Origin of the sequence: Bacillus sp. FSL L8-0199, assembly GCF_038005705.1 — a bacterium.
In the GTDB taxonomy this organism is placed as follows: Bacteria; Bacillota; Bacilli; order Bacillales; family Bacillaceae_G; genus Bacillus_A; species Bacillus_A cereus.
In genome coordinates this window covers 4542271-4558466 of record NZ_JBBOTS010000001.1, presented here as the reverse complement: position 1 = coordinate 4558466, position 16196 = coordinate 4542271, and the positions used below count along the sequence as shown (strand labels likewise).

Genomic DNA, 16196 nt, shown 5'->3' with positions numbered 1-16196 from the left:
GAAGTGATGAAATGCCTGAATTACCAGAGGTTGAAAATGTCAGACGGACACTTGAAAATCTTGTAACAGGAAAAACGATTGAAGATGTTATTGTTACTTATCCAAAAATAGTGAAACGACCAGATGATGCAGAAATTTTTAAAGAAATGCTAAAAGGCGAGAAGATTGAAAATATAAAGCGAAGGGGTAAGTTTTTGCTTCTATATGTAACAAATTATGTTATTGTTTCACATTTGCGTATGGAAGATAAGTTTTTACTACATCAAGAGGATGAGCTGATTGATAAACATACGCACGTCCGTTTCTTATTTACAGATGGAACGGAATTACATTATAAAGATGTGAGAAAATTTGGTACGATGCATCTCTTTAAGAAAGGTGAAGAAATGAACCAAATGCCTCTTGCTGACTTAGGTCCGGAGCCATTTGATGCGGAATTGACAACGCAGTATTTACAAGAAAGATTGAAAAAGACGAATCGTAAAATAAAAGTTGTGCTATTGGACCAGCGTCTTTTAGTAGGGCTTGGAAATATATATGTAGATGAAGTTTTATTCCGTTCTCAAATTCATCCTGAACGAGAAGCGTCGTCTTTAACAGTAGAAGAAATTGAGCGAATTTATGAGGCTACCGTTACAACGCTAAGCGAAGCGGTGAAGCGTGGCGGAAGTACAATTCGAACGTATATCAACTCACAAGGGCAAATTGGTTCGTTCCAAGAACTCCTAAATGTATACGGAAAAAAAGGAGAACCGTGTGTAACTTGCGGTACGATATTAGAAAAAACAGTTGTTGGCGGGCGAGGAACGCATTACTGCCCAATTTGTCAGCCTAGAATATAGAAAAGAGATAACATCGGATAGGCATTTGTCATATACATACAGCAGAGCTATGTATAAGGGAGGAGCTTACCGATGTACCTTTATTTATCTCTTATTTTATTAGCTTTTACATTAAGCTTGGATAGCTGTAGTGTAGGGCTAACATATGGTTTAAGAAGCGTAAGAATTCCACTAAGATCAATTATAATTATCGGAATGTGTTCAGCGGCTGTTATGCTTGTTTCAATGGGAATTGGACATATGATCGCGAAAGTATTTTCACCTGTTATCGCAACGCGTATCGGTGGGCTCGTTCTTATTGGAATAGGGATTTGGGTATTATATCAATTTTTTCGAAGTGAGAAAAAAGAAGAACCGAAGCAAGAGGAGAAGGTCTGGAAATTAGAGATTGCCTCGCTAGGGCTAGTGATTCAAATTTTACGGAAACCGACTGTAGCAGATTTTGATAAATCAGGCACCATTTCTGCAGGAGAAGCATTGCTTCTTGGTATCGCTCTTTCTGTAGACTCATTTGGTGCCGGAATTGGTGCATCTTTATTAGGGTATACACCCGCTATGATGGCGATATTAGTTGCAATTATGAGTTCTTTGTTTTTATTTATTGGAATGAAACTTGGAACGGTTTTATCGAATATGAAGTGGTTACAAAAATTCACATTCCTGCCTGGAGTATTACTCATTATTATTGGAATTTGGAAAATGTAAGTATGGGCGTGGAACATTAGTTTCGCGCCTTTTATTATGAGGAGGATTATGATGACAGTAGTAATTGGATTAACAGGAGGCATTGCAAGCGGAAAAAGTACAGTATCTCAAATGTTTCGTGAACTGAGTATACCAGTAATTGATGCAGATATTATTGCACGAGAAGTTGTAGAGCGAGGAAAACCAGCATATAACAAAATAGTAGAAGTATTTGGAACGGAAGTGTTACAAGAAGATGGAGAACTAGATCGTCCAAAACTAGGAAGTGTCGTTTTCTATAATGAAGAAAAACGATTGCAGTTAAATAAAATTGTTCATCCTGCAGTACGTGAGGAAATGAATAGGCAAAAGGAAATGTACATAAAAGAAGGTATGCAAGCGGTTGTGTTAGATATTCCTCTCTTATTTGAAAGCAAATTAACAAGTCTCGTTGACCGCATTTTAGTTGTAGCGGTTAAGCCGCATACGCAATTAGAACGTTTGATGAAACGAAATAACTTTTCAGAAGAAGAAGCAACAGCTCGTATTCAATCTCAAATGCCGTTAGAAGAAAAAGTGAAAAATGCAGATGAAGTGATAAATAATGATGGCACAATTATGGGAACGAAAACACAATTGCAGGTAATTTTAAGGAAGTGGAACATTATTGACTAAAAAATTGTGAAATTAATGAAAATGCTTAGTGACATATCTCCTTTTTGTGTTATACTATTATTGGGATTGGAGATAAATAGTATAACGCATTCAAGGGGGATAACATATTATGACTCGTGTGGCAATTAATGGATTTGGACGTATTGGGAGAATGGTATTTCGTCAAGCAATAAAAGAAAGCGCATTCGAAATTGTAGCAATCAATGCAAGCTATCCATCTGAAACGTTAGCACACTTAATTAAATATGATACAGTTCATGGCAAGTTTGACGGAACAGTAGAAGCATTTGAAGATCACTTATTAGTTGATGGAAAAATGATTCGCCTTTTAAACAACCGCGATCCAAAGGAATTGCCTTGGACAGATTTAGGTGTTGAAGTTGTAATTGAAGCAACTGGTAAATTTAATTCAAAAGAAAAAGCAATTCTTCACGTTGAAGCTGGAGCGAAAAAAGTTATTTTAACAGCGCCTGGTAAAAATGAAGATGTAACAATTGTAGTTGGTGTGAACGAAGACCAATTAGATATTACAAAACATACTGTTATTTCAAATGCATCTTGTACAACAAATTGTTTAGCGCCTGTTGTGAAGGTGTTAGATGAGCAGTTTGGAATTGAGAACGGTTTAATGACGACGGTTCACGCTTATACAAATGACCAAAAAAATATTGATAACCCACATAAAGATTTAAGAAGAGCACGTGCTTGCGGACAATCAATCATTCCGACAACGACAGGTGCTGCGAAAGCGCTAGCAAAAGTTCTTCCACATTTAAACGGAAAACTTCATGGTATGGCACTTCGTGTACCAACACCAAACGTGTCTCTTGTTGACTTGGTAGTAGATGTAAAACGCGATGTGACAGTAGAAGCTATTAACGATGCATTCAAAACTGTTGCAAACGGTGCTTTAAAAGGTATTGTAGAATTCAGCGAAGAGCCTTTAGTATCTATCGACTTTAATACAAATACACATTCAGCTATTATCGATGGTTTATCTACAATGGTAATGGGTGATCGTAAAGTGAAAGTACTTGCTTGGTATGATAACGAGTGGGGCTATTCTCGTCGTGTTGTAGATCTTGTAACGTTAGTTGTTGAAGAGTTAGCGAAACAAGAAAATGTGCAACACATTTAAGTGAATAAGGGAGGAGAGGGCAAGGCAATATTTGCCCTCTTTTTTTAATTTTTTCTGAAAAGGAAAAAATTATATAAGTATATTTTAAAAAGTGGACATACCACGAAACGTTGTGATTACTGCATTTGTGAATCGTTTATTTTTTTTAGGGAAAAGTAAAGAGGAAAATATGACAGAAAATCGAAAAAACTGTTGTTGCAAAATGAAAATAAACAAAGTATACTAACACTCGTAAACTTAAGAGCTGAGGTACGTAGTCACTACTTAAAGGGTTAGGACCTCTCTGGACTAACTTTCCCCCGTGGTAGTGGAGCAAGCCAAATTGCAAATTAGTTTTCAATTCGAACAGTTAGAATAAATTTACAAGGGGGAACTGTAGAATGGATACTATGGATACGATGGGTCGTCACGTGATCGCTGAACTTTGGGATTGCGATTTCGACAAGCTTAATGACATGCCGTATATTGAACAATTATTTGTGGATGCAGCACTAAGAGCTGGTGCTGAAGTGCGTGAGGTTGCTTTCCATAAATTTGCACCACAAGGTGTAAGTGGAGTAGTAATTATCTCAGAATCACATTTAACAATTCATAGCTTTCCGGAGCACGGTTACGCGAGTATTGATGTTTATACTTGTGGGGATCGTATTGATCCAAATGTTGCTGCAGAATATATTGCAGAAGGTTTAAACGCGAAAACGCGTGAGAGCATCGAGCTTCCTCGAGGCACTGGTAGCTTCGAAATTAAGCAGAGAGAAACAAAAGCTCTTTAAAAAAGAACATAATTGATTTAAAATGTAAAGAGGTGTATAATGCACCTCTTTTTTAGTTTATAAAAAAGGAAAAATATAACGTACTCGTTAGTTGAATAAATTGGATTCTTGCAAATGAGGTAGTGCTCTATATACCATCTTATTTTTAAGGATGAGATGATAAAGTGATGCGCTGAAACTTAAAGTGGTAAGAGAGTTAGAATGAGTTATATAATATTGTATATATATTTTAGGTGAAGTGAGTAGAGAAAAATAAAGAGTATAGTGTAAAGGAGTGAATGTATTGCGTTGTCCATCCTGTTCTCATAATGGTACAAGAGTGTTAGATTCGCGTCCGGTAGACGAGGGGCGCTCTATTCGAAGAAGGAGAGAGTGTGAAAGCTGCTTAAGTCGCTTTACGACCTTTGAAAGGGTAGAAGAGTCACCTCTTATCGTTGTAAAAAAAGAAGGCACACGAGAAGAGTTTAATAAAGAAAAGATTTTACGTGGTTTAATTAAAGCGTGTGAAAAAAGACCAGTATCTTTAAGACAATTAGAAGAAGTAACACAAAGCGTGGAACGTGAACTGCGTAATTTAGGTATATCAGAAGTGAAAAGTGATATGATTGGTGAAATTGTCATGGAAGAACTTCGCGATATTGATGATGTTGCTTACGTACGTTTTGCTTCTGTATATCGTCAATTTAAAGATTTAAATGTATTTATTGAAGAATTAAAAGATATACTGCAAAAAGAAAGAGAGTAGAAGTTGTATTTTATTCTCTTTACATACCGTAAGTAATAGGATAAGAGAGCTAGAAGCGCAAGCTAATAGCTCTTTTTCACTAAGAATTTATATAATGAAGATAGAACGAATGAAGTAGAGGATAGATTGGATGAGAGAAAGGAAAAGCAAGAATGGAAAAACAGTCATGGATGGAGCTATTGCCGATTGATCGTTATAAAGTAAGTGCGAAAGGGCTACTGCACAATTACGACCGAAAAGTGTTAACGATGTTGTATCAGCCGTTAATAGGTAGTAGAGCTTTTAGCTTATACATGACACTATGGGGAGAGCTAGAGCAAGATCGTGTATTTGGAAAAGAGAATACGCATCATTTCCTTATGGTGACTATGCAAATGCAACTTCCTGAAATATATGAAGAACGAGTAAAGTTAGAGGCAATTGGGCTATTGAAGGTATATATTAAGAAAGAAAAAGATATTCGAATGTTCATATATGAGTTGCAACCACCTTTATCTCCGAAGCAGTTTTTTGATGATATTGTTTTAAGTATCTTTTTATACAATCGATTGAGCCGGACAAAATATAATCAAGTAAAGCAATATTTCTTAGAAGAAGAATTGGATTTTGCTTCTTATGAAAATGTTACGCGTTCTTTCAATGATGTGTTTGGTTCGTTTAATCCAGGACAGCTTGAGCATGCGCAAGAAGATCTTCGTATTCCAAAAACGACAACTATGCCAAGTAACGAGAAGGGAGACGCTCCGAAAGTTTGGAATGATTTCTTTGATTTCTCTTTATTTGTAGATGGATTGTCCGCTCTTGTTCCTAAAAAGGCGATTACAGATCAAGTGAGAGACTGCGTTATAACACTTGCTTACGTGTATGGTGTAGATGTGTTATCGATGCAAAATATCGTTCTTGGTGCAGTGACAGAGATGCAAACAATTGATACGGAAAGGCTTAGAAAAGGAGCGCGCGATTGGTATCAATTTGAAAATGGTCAAGCATTACCGGTATTAAGTGAAAGAGTACAGCCTCATGCTGCACGTACGATGAAAGAGAAAGAGCCTTCATCGCAAGAGGAGATGCTAATAAAGCAGCTAGAGGAAATCTCGCCAAAACAACTATTGAAAGAGATTTCTGGTGGTGCAGAGGCAACGAAAGCGGACTTGCAGATCGTTGAAGATGTCATGATTAATCAAAAATTGACACCAGGAGTTGTGAATGTACTTATTTATTACGTTATGCTACGCTCAGATATGAAACTTGCGAAAACGTATGTCGAGAAGATTGCTGGGCATTGGGCACGTAAAAAGGTCGGTACAGTAGCGGACGCGATGGCGTTAGCGAAAGAAGAGAACCGTCAATATCAAGAGTGGGCTGAGACGAAGAAAAAAGGCCGTACGGCGAAGAAAACGGTGCGGAAAGAAATGGTGCCAGATTGGCTTAAGGAAGAAGAGTCGAAAGAACAAGAGAAAGAAACAGAGAAGAAAGATATAAGTGTAGAAAAAAATGCAAGTACGCTAGAAGATGAAAGAAAACGACTAGAAGAAGTGTTAAAAAAATATAAGCGTGATTAATAGAAGAGAATGAACGCTCTTTGAGGTGAGAAAATGGAGCATATTCAAAATTCATTTGCAAAATTAATGGAAAATGAAAACTTTAAAAATAGATATGAAGTATTAAAGGCAGAAGTAATGGCGCATCCGCGTGTGAAAGAATTTATAGACGAACATAAGGGTGAAGTAACGACTTCTATGATTGAGCGCAGTCTTGTGAAGTTATATGAATATATTGGACAAAGTGTAGGTTGCGTGGATTGTCCGGATTTAGGTTCATGTAAAAATATGCTGCAAGGTTATGAGCCAAAGCTTGTTATTCAAGGGAAGATGATTGATATTCAATACGATCGCTGCGTTAGAAAAGTAGCGCATGACGAGAGAAAGAAATATGAAAAACTCGTTCAAAGTGTATATATGCCAACGGATATTTTGCAGGCAACTATGGAAAACTTAGACCCTTCTGATTTAAATGCACGTATCGATGCAATTGGTGCAGCGAATGAATTTTTAAGTACATATGAACCAGGTAAAAAAGCACAAGGTTTATATTTGTACGGTAAATTTGGTGTAGGAAAAACGTACCTTTTAGGAGCAATAGCGAACGAGCTTGCTCGAAAGAAAATAAGTTCGATGCTCGTATACTTCCCGGAATTTTTACGTGAAATTAAAAGTTCAATTCAAGATAATTCGATTGGTGAAAAGATTGATGCGGTTAAACGCGTACAAGTTTTAATGTTAGACGATATCGGGGCAGAAGCGATGTCAAGCTTTGTGCGTGACGATGTGCTTGGTGCAATCTTGCAATTCCGTATGTTAGAAAACTTACCGACGTTCTTTACGTCTAATTTTGATTTTAAACAACTGGAACACCATTTAACGTATACGCAGCGTGGTGAGGCTGAAGAAATGAAGGCAGCACGTATTATGGAACGAATTAAATATTTAGCGAAACCAATTCCAATTGGTGGGAAAAACCGTCGTCATAAGTAAAAGAGCAAGCTGAGAAGCTTGCTCTTTTGTATTATAGTGATATTTTCTTTTCAAATATGAGGTCGAAATATTCAGGTTGTCCAGAACTGCCAATCGTAGGGGCAACAATCTGTACGAACCTCCAGCCATCTCTAGCATGTTCTTGAATAATTTCTTGGTAGTCTTCAGCTGGTTTTGAGCGAGTGAACCCCCAATGTAATTCGACTTTTACGAATTTATATTCAAACATTCAGATACCCCCTTTTATTGATAAGTAAAGTATACAATAAAAATTCATAGTAGCTTGTATCATTTTTTTCTCCCTCCCTTAATATATATAAAATTAGCAAGCCATATTGAGTGGATTTTCTAACGATAGGAAATGTGATTCTACTAAGAGTGAACTTCACGCGGGACGGACTCTTATAGGATTTGTAACGTATAGATACAGTCCTTTAGAGCGGGGATAAAAGGGGGGACAAAAGTGATTGAAATTTGCTTCGAAGAAAAAAATGATGCTATGCACGTATATAGACAATTGCTGAAAAGAGCGGAAGTGTTATATAAGGAAACGAGTGTGTATTTACAGGAACAAAAAGTGGTGATTCACATACCAGTACGTGAATCGAATTATATTGAAAAAATCTTATTGCCAGTAATGGTGTATTTCATTGTGAATGTGAAACAAAATGAGTGGATTTATACGATTTTAAAAGAAAAGTTTTTTTATGAAGAACAAGAAGAGTGTCATCAAATATTGCACATGGCACATGAGATTTTAAAGGGAAGAAGAAAAGGTGTAGCTCAGGATTTAACGCGTAACGCATTTGAGTCATATATTAAGTCTTCTTTAAATAATTGGCTTTGTGATCCGCTCTCATTCTCGTTTTCATCATATATCCGTTTTCGTCTTCGTACATATAGGGAAATGGTGGCTAAACTTGCGGAAGTGGCAATTGATGAATATAAGATGGAGCAAGAATACCAAATGTTCATTGAGACGCTTCGGCAACAAGTAAGTAGCCGTAAATCACGTTTGTCTTGCGTGCATCTTATTTTTGATGAAAGCTTTATCTTTTATGATGATAAAGGTAGACGTTTAAAACAGGAGAAGTTGGTCCAATATATAGATGAGGAATTATTAAAGCAAAATGATGTATATATTGATACGAAAGTAATTGCGCCGCTTCTTTCTATTTCGCCTAAAAAGATTTATTTATATACGAAAGAACAAGACCATAATATGATTATTACTTTGCGAAATGTGTTCCAAGAACGGGTCCAATTACATGGATTACATGATTTTGAGCGCAATGTGAAAAATTTAAAAAATAAAGGTAACGCCCTTGATTTTCTAAGTTTTTGAGCATATAATTACCTACATAAATGAAATATATTGAAATGTCATGATGAGGACATGAGTAGTTTTCTACGATTTTCAGAGAGGGAAGCCTTAGGGTGTGAGCTTCCTAGTACGGGATTATTACTTACCACCTCTAAACTTTAGCAGTGAACGGTTTTTCTAGTAATTGCTAACGGACAACACCGTTATGTTGAACTTGAGCAATTAACAATTATGTTAATTGGAACAAGGGTGGAACCACGAATTCAACACTCGTCCCTTTTTACGGGGTGAGTGTTTTTTATTTTGAGAAAAAGAGGAGTGACCAGTGATGGCAGATGTAGTTAAAATTACTTTCCCTGATGGAGCTGTGAAGGAGTTTCCAAAAGGCGTAACAACTGAAGAAATCGCAGCTTCTATTAGCCCAGGCTTAAAGAAAAAAGCTGTAGCTGGAAAATTAAACGATGAGATGATCGATCTTGTTACACCAATCGAAGAAGATGGTGCAGTTTCTATCATTACATTAGATTCTGAAGATGGCCTATATATTTTACGCCATTCAACAGCCCACCTTTTAGCACAAGCGTTAAAACGTTTATATAAAGATGTTAAGGTTGAGCTTGGCATTGGTCCAGTAATTGAAAATGGCTTCTACTACGATATTGATATGGAAGAAGCAATTACAGTTGAAGACTTCAAGAAAATCGAAAAAGAAATGCAAAAAATCGTGAACGAGAACTTAGAAATCGTTCGTCATGAAGTACCACGTGCAGAAGCAATTCGTCGCTTTGAAGAAATCGGCGATGAGTTAAAATTAGATTTAATTAACGATCTTCCAGAAGATGCAGTTATTTCAATCTATGAGCAAGGCGAATTCTTCGACCTTTGTCGTGGTGTTCACCTTCCATCTACAGGGAAAATTAAAGTGTTTAAATTATTAAGCGTTGCAGGTGCTTACTGGCGCGGTGATAGCAATAATAAAATGCTACAACGTATTTACGGTACTGCATTCGTTAAGAAAGCAGAATTAGATGAGCACTTACGTATGCTTGAAGAAGCGAAAGAGCGCGATCACCGTAAATTAGGTAAAGAATTAAAACTATTTACTAATAGCCAAAAAGTAGGACAAGGTTTACCACTTTGGTTACCAAAAGGTGCAACAATCCGCCGCATTATCGAGCGTTACATCGTTGATAAAGAAGCAAGCTTAGGCTATGATCACGTATATACTCCAGTACTAGGAAGCAGAGAGCTTTATGAAACTTCTGGTCACTGGAACCACTACCGTGATGGCATGTTCCCATCAATGGAAATGGATAACGAAGAATTAGTTCTTCGTCCAATGAACTGTCCTCATCATATGATGGTTTATAAAAATGATATTCACAGCTACCGTGAATTACCAATCCGTATTGCAGAACTTGGAACAATGCACCGTTATGAAATGTCAGGTGCGTTATCTGGATTACAACGTGTACGCGGAATGACTTTAAACGATGCGCACATTTTCGTTCGTCCAGATCAAATTAAAGAAGAGTTAAAACGTGTTGTAAACTTAACTCTAGAAGTGTACAAAGATTTCGGTTTAGAGAACTACTCATTCCGTCTATCTTACCGCGACCCAGCAGATACTAAAAAGTATTATGCGGATGATGAGATGTGGGAAAAAGCACAAGGTATGTTAAAAGAAGCTATGGATGAAATGGGTCTTGATTACTATGAAGCTGAAGGTGAAGCGGCATTCTACGGTCCAAAACTTGATGTTCAAGTTCGTACTGCTCTTGGAAAAGACGAAACACTTTCAACTGTACAATTAGACTTCTTACTTCCAGAACGCTTTGAATTATCATACGTTGGTGAAGACGGTAAACAACATCGTCCAGTTGTAATTCACCGTGGTGTTGTATCAACTATGGAACGTTTTGTAGCCTTCTTAATTGAAGAATACAAAGGTGCATTCCCAACATGGTTAGCTCCAGTTCAAGTACAAGTAATTCCAGTTTCTCCGCAAGTACATTTAGACTATGCGAAAAAAGTACAAGACGAATTGCGTCGTGCTGGTATCCGTGTTGAATTAGACACTCGTGAAGAGAAGATCGGTTACAAAATCCGTGAAGCACAAATGCAAAAAATTCCGTACATGCTTGTAGTAGGTGACAATGAAGTAACTGAAAACGGCGTAAACGTACGTAAATATGGTGAACAAAAATCAGAAACAATCGCATTAGATGCTTTTGTTGACATGATTAAAGTAGAAGGAAAACGATAAGAAAAAGCCGCGGTATACCGCGGCTTTTTTATGTAATATATTCGAGAGAAATTAGAAAAAATAACCATGTGACACTTATCATAAAAAAGTATTGCAAGTATGTTAGTTGTTTGTTACAATATTTCTTGTTGTTAGTAAAACACATCGCGTCTTCTTGACAGACGTCATGTCCTATGATAAACTCATCAAGGATAATAGAATATTGTTTTGTGGAACAAGTAGAAGCACCCGCTTCTCACCTGATGGACGCATTCGCAGTTAACAGGTAAATGTATTTCTTACTTAAGATTTTACAAGTGTGGGTGTCGTATGCCCGCACTTTTTTTGTTCGGGTTCTATGACTACAAAATATGTTCTGAGAAAACCTTGGAGGTGGCTTACTATTAGCAAGGATATGATGATTAACGAGCAAATTCGTGCACGTGAAGTACGTTTAGTTGGCGCAAATGGCGATCAACTTGGAATCAAGTCTCGTAATGACGCTTTAGACTTAGCTGCAAATCTTAATCTTGATTTAGTATTAGTTGCTCCAAATGCGAAACCGCCAGTATGCCGCATTATGGACTACGGTAAATTCCGCTTTGAGCAACAGAAGAAAGAAAAAGAGCAGCGCAAAAATCAAAAAGTAATTAGCATGAAAGAAGTTCGTTTAAGTCCAACAATTGATGAACACGACTTTAACACAAAACTTCGTAATGCTATCAAGTTTTTAGAGAAAGGCGACAAGGTTAAAGCGTCAATTCGCTTTAAAGGACGTGCCATTACTCATAAAGAAATCGGTCAACGTGTTTTAGATCGCTTCTCAGAAGCTTGTGCTGAAGTTAGTACAGTTGAATCTAAGCCTAAAATGGAAGGACGCAGTATGTTCTTAGTTTTAGCACCGAAAAACGATAAGTAATAGATAGAGGAGGAAATACCTATGCCTAAACAAAAAACTCATCGCGGCGCTGCAAAGCGTTTCAAAAAGACTGGATCAGGTAAACTGAAACGTTCTCACGCTTACACAAGCCATTTATTCGCTAACAAATCTACAAAAGCTAAACGTAAACTACGTAAAGCTGGTGTAGTAAGCGCTGGTGACTTCAAACGCATTCGTCAAATGCTTGACAACTTAAAATAAGTTCGGCTGATATATAGAACAATTAGGAGGTAATATTATGCCAAGAGTAAAAGGTGGTACAGTTACTCGTCAACGTCGTAAAAAAGTAATTAAATTAGCAAAAGGTTACTACGGTTCAAAAAATACATTATTCAAGGTTGCTAACCAACAGGTTATGAAATCTCTAATGTATGCATTCCGTGACCGCCGTCAAAAGAAACGTGACTTCCGTAAATTATGGATTACACGTATCAACGCAGCAGCTCGTATGAATGGTCTTTCTTACAGCCGCTTAATGCACGGTCTTAAAAATGCTGGCATCGAAGTTAACCGCAAGATGCTTGCTGACTTAGCTGTTCATGACGAAAAAGCTTTCGCTGAATTAGCAACAGTTGCAAAAAACAACATTAACTAATTAATTAGTTGAAACCTTAGAAGAATTTTCTTCTAAGGTTTTTTTATTTGTATTCAAATAGAAGTTAGAAGTGAAAGAAATTCTAAAGATTAACGACTATGTCGTTATCAATATGACAAAATCAATATAAAAGTTATAGCAGTATAGAAGAATATACATATGAAGTCAGGAGAATACTCCTGGCTTTTTTCAATTCTGCTCGTTTGGAAAGAAGAGTATCTTTCCTAGCCGAAACGACACTGCTATAATGGAAAGGTAATATGGAACTTTCATCAGATGAACAATTTAAGAGCGATGACTGAAACGTATTTGTAAATTAAGGACAAGCTATTTTATAAAGAGTTAGATAGCTGACTTATTCATAAGAACTGAAACATAATAATGAACTTTGAGATGAAACAACATTGTTGCGTAAAATGCGATGTTGGAGGAGGACAATAGAATGGACTTACTACAACTATTTAAATTACAAAAAGAATTAGATGACCGTATTGCAAAAGAACATGACTTACAACCGAAAAAATTGTTAAAAGAAAAAATGTTAGCTCTTCTTGTAGAAATTGGAGAACTTGCAAATGAAACACGTTGTTTTAAATATTGGAGCAACAAGCCAGCTTCGGAACGTGAAGTAATATTAGAAGAATACGTAGATGGTTTGCATTTTATTTTATCAATCGGAATTGATTTAGGTATTGATAAAAACTTCCTATTCTATAAATGTGCACAAACGAATAAAACACAAGTGGAAATTTTCTTAGACACATATGCGAAAGTAATTCGTTTTACAGATCAACCATCTATTACAAACTATATTGAATTATTTACGAGCTATCTTCGACTTGGACAAGCACTTGAATTTGAGCAAGAAGAGATTGAAAAAGCATATTTAGATAAAAATGAAGTAAATCATCAGCGTCAAACACAAGGATACTAATTTAATTTTTGAATATTTCAATTTAATTATTGTATAATGAATTGACTGAAGAAAAAGGAGGGTGTTGGCAATGACAAAATTAGACGCGACATTGACAATGCTAAAAGAATTAACGGACGCACGTGGTATTGCTGGTAACGAACGTGAACCACGTGAAGTAATGAAGAAATATATCGAGCCGTTTGCGGACGAACTTTCTACTGATAATTTAGGGAGTTTAGTTGCAAAAAAAGTAGGGGAAGAAAACGGCCCAAAAATTATGGTTGCAGGTCATTTGGATGAAGTTGGATTTATGATTACACAAATCGATGACAAAGGTTTCCTTCGCTTCCAAACGGTTGGTGGCTGGTGGTCACAAGTTATGCTTGCGCAACGCGTGACGATTGTAACGCGTAAAGGAGATGTAACAGGTGTAATTGGTTCAAAACCACCGCACATTTTACCTCCAGAAGCTCGTAAAAAGCCAGTTGAAATTAAAGACATGTTCATCGATATCGGTGCTTCTAGCCAAGAAGAAGCAATGGAGTGGGGCGTACGACCAGGAGATCAAGTTGTACCTTACTTTGAATTCCAAGTGATGAAGAATGAAAAAATGTTACTTGCAAAAGCATGGGATAACCGAATTGGTTGTGCAATTGCAATTGACGTATTAAAACAATTAAAAGATGAAAAGCATCCAAACGTTGTATACGGCGTTGGAACTGTACAAGAAGAAGTTGGTCTTCGTGGCGCAAAAACATCTGCGAATTATATTAAACCAGATATCGCGTTCGCAGTAGATGTTGGTATCGCTGGAGATACACCGGGTGTAACGTCAAAAGAAGCGCAAAGTAAAATGGGCGATGGACCACAAATCATTTTATATGATGCTTCTGTTATTGGACATACAGGTTTACGTGATTTCGTAGTTGATGTTGCTGATGAATTACAAATCCCGTATCAATATGATTCAGTAGCGGGCGGAGGAACGGATGCGGGTGCGATTCACATTGCTGTAAATGGTATTCCTTCTATGGCAATTACAATTGCAACGCGCTATATCCATTCTCATGCGGCAATGTTACACCGTGATGATTATGAAAATGCAGTGAAGTTAATTGTAGAAGTTATTAAACGTCTTGATAAAGAGGCTGTACATAACATTACATTTAATTAATAGAAAAAGCGAAGGAGATTCTCCTTCGCTTTTTTATGTTTTAAAAAGGCCGTTCTAATCCTGCTGCAGTATGAGCGCCTAAAATAATTAAACGAGTTAATTGCATCGCCATAAAATGCGGAGTATATATCATTCCTCTTTTTAACCATGACATAATCATTCCGATGTGAGCCCCTGTAACATAACTAATCAAAATATCACGAGGAACCATAAGATCTTCATCATCTGGTTGTGAAATAGACAAGCTTAATGTTAAATGCACTTGTATTGTTTTCATCATTTTATAAGAGTAGTTTCCGGCAGCTTTATCCCCAAGCATAACGTTATAAAAGTTTACATTTTCTGCGATATGTTCGAATAAAGCCAAAAATGTAGGGTGAGGTGAATCAAATGTAAGTTGAAAATCTTCTTTATTTCTATTTTTCGGTTTAATTACTTCTGCTAGCTTCTCTAACATTTCTTCAATACTTTTGTCTAATAGGTCATATTTATCATGGTAATGGCTATAAAATGTAGCGCGATTTACAGGAGCGCGTTCTGCGATATGTTGCACAGTTACATTTTCAAAGCCTTTTTCGCCTACTAAAGCGACAAAAGCATCCTGAATGAGTTGTCTCGTTCGCTTTACACGTGGATCATTTGTATTTTTAATAGACATTTTTCTTCTCCTCGTTTAATTTTCTATACTTAAACAACATATTGGTATTATATTGTTGTTTAAGCGACATTTCATACGTAAATTGTCGGTTGTAGATTCAAAATAATTATTTATAATTATAAACGATAGTCCTTCAGAAATCAGCACCGCTCGCAGGTAGATAAATTTCGATTTACGCTGCAGATGGTGTGATTTTTTTGTTAAAAGGTTAATATAATTAACAATTAAACAATCTAAACAATAAGGACATAAATAGTTTAGAAAAAAATTATATGCGATATAAGGAGAGGAATGCAATGAATCAGTTTCGAAGAATGGTAATTATCAACATTATCACATTAATTGTACTAGTTGGCGGCGGTATTGGCGGTTATTACTATTACAACCAAACGGAAAATTACTTAAAAACAGACAATGCAAAGATTGATGGGAAGGTAATTCCGGTTGCTTCACCAGTAGCAGGTAAACTAACTGACTGGAAAGCTGAAGTAGGAAAAAATTATAATGAGAACGATAAACTAGGCACTGTTACTGTAGCGGCAGCTAATGGAGAACAAACAGTAGATGTAACCATTCCACAAAATGCAACGGTTGTACAATCAAACGCAACAACAAATGCTTTCGTTGGAGCTGGTAGCCCGATTGCTTACGCATTCGATATGAACAATTTATGGGTAACAGCAAACATTGAAGAAACAGATGTTGATGATGTTCAAAAAGGTCAAGATGTAGATGTGTATGTAGATGCATACCCAGATACAACGTTAACAGGAAAAGTAGAACAAGTTGGCTTAACAACAGCGAATACATTCTCTATGTTGCCATCAAGCAACGCAACAGCGAACTATACGAAAGTAACACAAGTAGTACCAGTTAAAATTTCTTTAGATCATAGCAAATCAGTAAATATTGTTCCTGGCATGAATGTGACAGTTCGTATTCATAAGTAAGGG

Annotated in this window: 18 protein-coding genes and 2 other annotated features; of the genes, 16 read left to right on the top strand and 2 right to left on the bottom strand. The window is 36.6% G+C overall.

The window, feature by feature from the left end; genetic code table 11:
- Positions 1-11: 11 nt before the first annotated feature.
- The 8 genes from mutM to dnaI all read left to right on the top strand — a co-directional run bounded on the left by mutM (position 12) and on the right by dnaI (position 7391).
- Positions 12-842, top strand: a complete 831-nt coding sequence (gene mutM / locus NST86_RS23490) for a DNA-formamidopyrimidine glycosylase (RefSeq protein WP_340934480.1) — start codon at positions 12-14, stop codon at positions 840-842.
- Between the two features lie 72 nt (positions 843-914).
- Entirely contained in the window at positions 915-1547 is a 633-nt protein-coding gene (gene ytaF / locus NST86_RS23485) for a sporulation membrane protein YtaF (RefSeq protein ID WP_016118705.1), read from the top strand.
- 51 nt (positions 1548-1598) lie between these two features.
- A complete protein-coding gene (coaE, locus tag NST86_RS23480; RefSeq protein ID WP_000219316.1) occupies positions 1599-2201 on the top strand; it encodes a dephospho-CoA kinase in 603 nt (200 codons plus the stop codon).
- Between the two features lie 109 nt (positions 2202-2310).
- Complete coding sequence (locus NST86_RS23475; RefSeq protein ID WP_000198974.1) at positions 2311-3339, top strand: glyceraldehyde-3-phosphate dehydrogenase; 1029 nt, start codon at positions 2311-2313, stop codon at positions 3337-3339.
- Between the two features lie 389 nt (positions 3340-3728).
- On the top strand, positions 3729-4112 hold the full coding sequence (speD, locus tag NST86_RS23470; RefSeq protein WP_002003660.1) for an adenosylmethionine decarboxylase: 384 nt from the start codon (positions 3729-3731) through the stop codon (positions 4110-4112).
- Positions 4113-4395: 283 nt separating this feature from the next.
- Entirely contained in the window at positions 4396-4857 is a 462-nt protein-coding gene (nrdR, locus tag NST86_RS23465; protein ID WP_001203687.1) for a transcriptional regulator NrdR, read from the top strand.
- A gap of 152 nt (positions 4858-5009) precedes the next feature.
- Positions 5010-6419 (top strand): replication initiation and membrane attachment family protein, encoded by a 1410-nt coding sequence (locus tag NST86_RS23460; RefSeq protein ID WP_061663241.1) that lies wholly within the window; start codon positions 5010-5012, stop codon positions 6417-6419.
- 33 nt (positions 6420-6452) lie between these two features.
- Positions 6453-7391, top strand: a complete 939-nt coding sequence (gene dnaI / locus NST86_RS23455) for a primosomal protein DnaI (RefSeq protein WP_000400104.1) — start codon at positions 6453-6455, stop codon at positions 7389-7391.
- 31 nt (positions 7392-7422) lie between these two features.
- On the opposite strand, the gene NST86_RS23450 is transcribed toward dnaI, so the two are convergent.
- Entirely contained in the window at positions 7423-7620 is a 198-nt protein-coding gene (locus tag NST86_RS23450) for a DUF4177 domain-containing protein (protein WP_000464457.1), read from the bottom strand.
- Positions 7621-7854: 234 nt separating this feature from the next.
- Here NST86_RS23450 and ytxC point away from each other — a divergent pair, with 234 nt between their 5' ends.
- The 7 genes from ytxC to NST86_RS23415 all read left to right on the top strand — a co-directional run bounded on the left by ytxC (position 7855) and on the right by NST86_RS23415 (position 14585).
- A complete protein-coding gene (ytxC, locus tag NST86_RS23445) occupies positions 7855-8736 on the top strand; it encodes a putative sporulation protein YtxC (RefSeq protein WP_000569629.1) in 882 nt (293 codons plus the stop codon).
- 31 nt (positions 8737-8767) lie between these two features.
- Positions 8768-8996, top strand: a binding site (T-box leader).
- A 47-nt stretch (positions 8997-9043) separates the two neighbouring features.
- On the top strand, positions 9044-10981 hold the full coding sequence (gene thrS / locus NST86_RS23440) for a threonine--tRNA ligase (RefSeq protein WP_000786083.1): 1938 nt from the start codon (positions 9044-9046) through the stop codon (positions 10979-10981).
- A gap of 210 nt (positions 10982-11191) precedes the next feature.
- Positions 11192-11312: a sequence feature (ribosomal protein L20 leader region), on the top strand.
- Positions 11313-11375: 63 nt separating this feature from the next.
- Positions 11376-11879, top strand: coding sequence for a translation initiation factor IF-3 (gene infC, locus NST86_RS23435; RefSeq protein ID WP_000973215.1), 504 nt, complete (start codon positions 11376-11378; stop codon positions 11877-11879).
- Between the two features lie 21 nt (positions 11880-11900).
- Positions 11901-12101, top strand: a complete 201-nt coding sequence (gene rpmI, locus NST86_RS23430) for a 50S ribosomal protein L35 (RefSeq protein ID WP_001125945.1) — start codon at positions 11901-11903, stop codon at positions 12099-12101.
- A 37-nt stretch (positions 12102-12138) separates the two neighbouring features.
- Positions 12139-12495: a 50S ribosomal protein L20 gene (rplT, locus tag NST86_RS23425; RefSeq protein ID WP_001138362.1), complete on the top strand. Its 357-nt coding sequence runs from the start codon at positions 12139-12141 to the stop codon at positions 12493-12495.
- 442 nt (positions 12496-12937) lie between these two features.
- Positions 12938-13429 (top strand): dUTP diphosphatase, encoded by a 492-nt coding sequence (locus NST86_RS23420; protein ID WP_000365050.1) that lies wholly within the window; start codon positions 12938-12940, stop codon positions 13427-13429.
- 70 nt (positions 13430-13499) lie between these two features.
- A complete protein-coding gene (locus NST86_RS23415; RefSeq protein WP_000163555.1) occupies positions 13500-14585 on the top strand; it encodes a M42 family metallopeptidase in 1086 nt (361 codons plus the stop codon).
- 40 nt (positions 14586-14625) lie between these two features.
- Here NST86_RS23415 and NST86_RS23410 read toward each other — a convergent pair whose 3' ends face one another.
- Positions 14626-15243 carry a TetR/AcrR family transcriptional regulator gene (locus NST86_RS23410; protein WP_000023661.1) on the bottom strand — a complete coding sequence of 206 codons (618 nt, stop codon included), beginning with the start codon at positions 15241-15243 and terminating at the stop codon, positions 14626-14628.
- A gap of 296 nt (positions 15244-15539) precedes the next feature.
- Here NST86_RS23410 and NST86_RS23405 point away from each other — a divergent pair, with 296 nt between their 5' ends.
- Positions 15540-16193, top strand: coding sequence for an HlyD family secretion protein (locus tag NST86_RS23405; protein ID WP_001071419.1), 654 nt, complete (start codon positions 15540-15542; stop codon positions 16191-16193).
- The last annotated feature ends 3 nt before the right edge of the window (positions 16194-16196 follow it).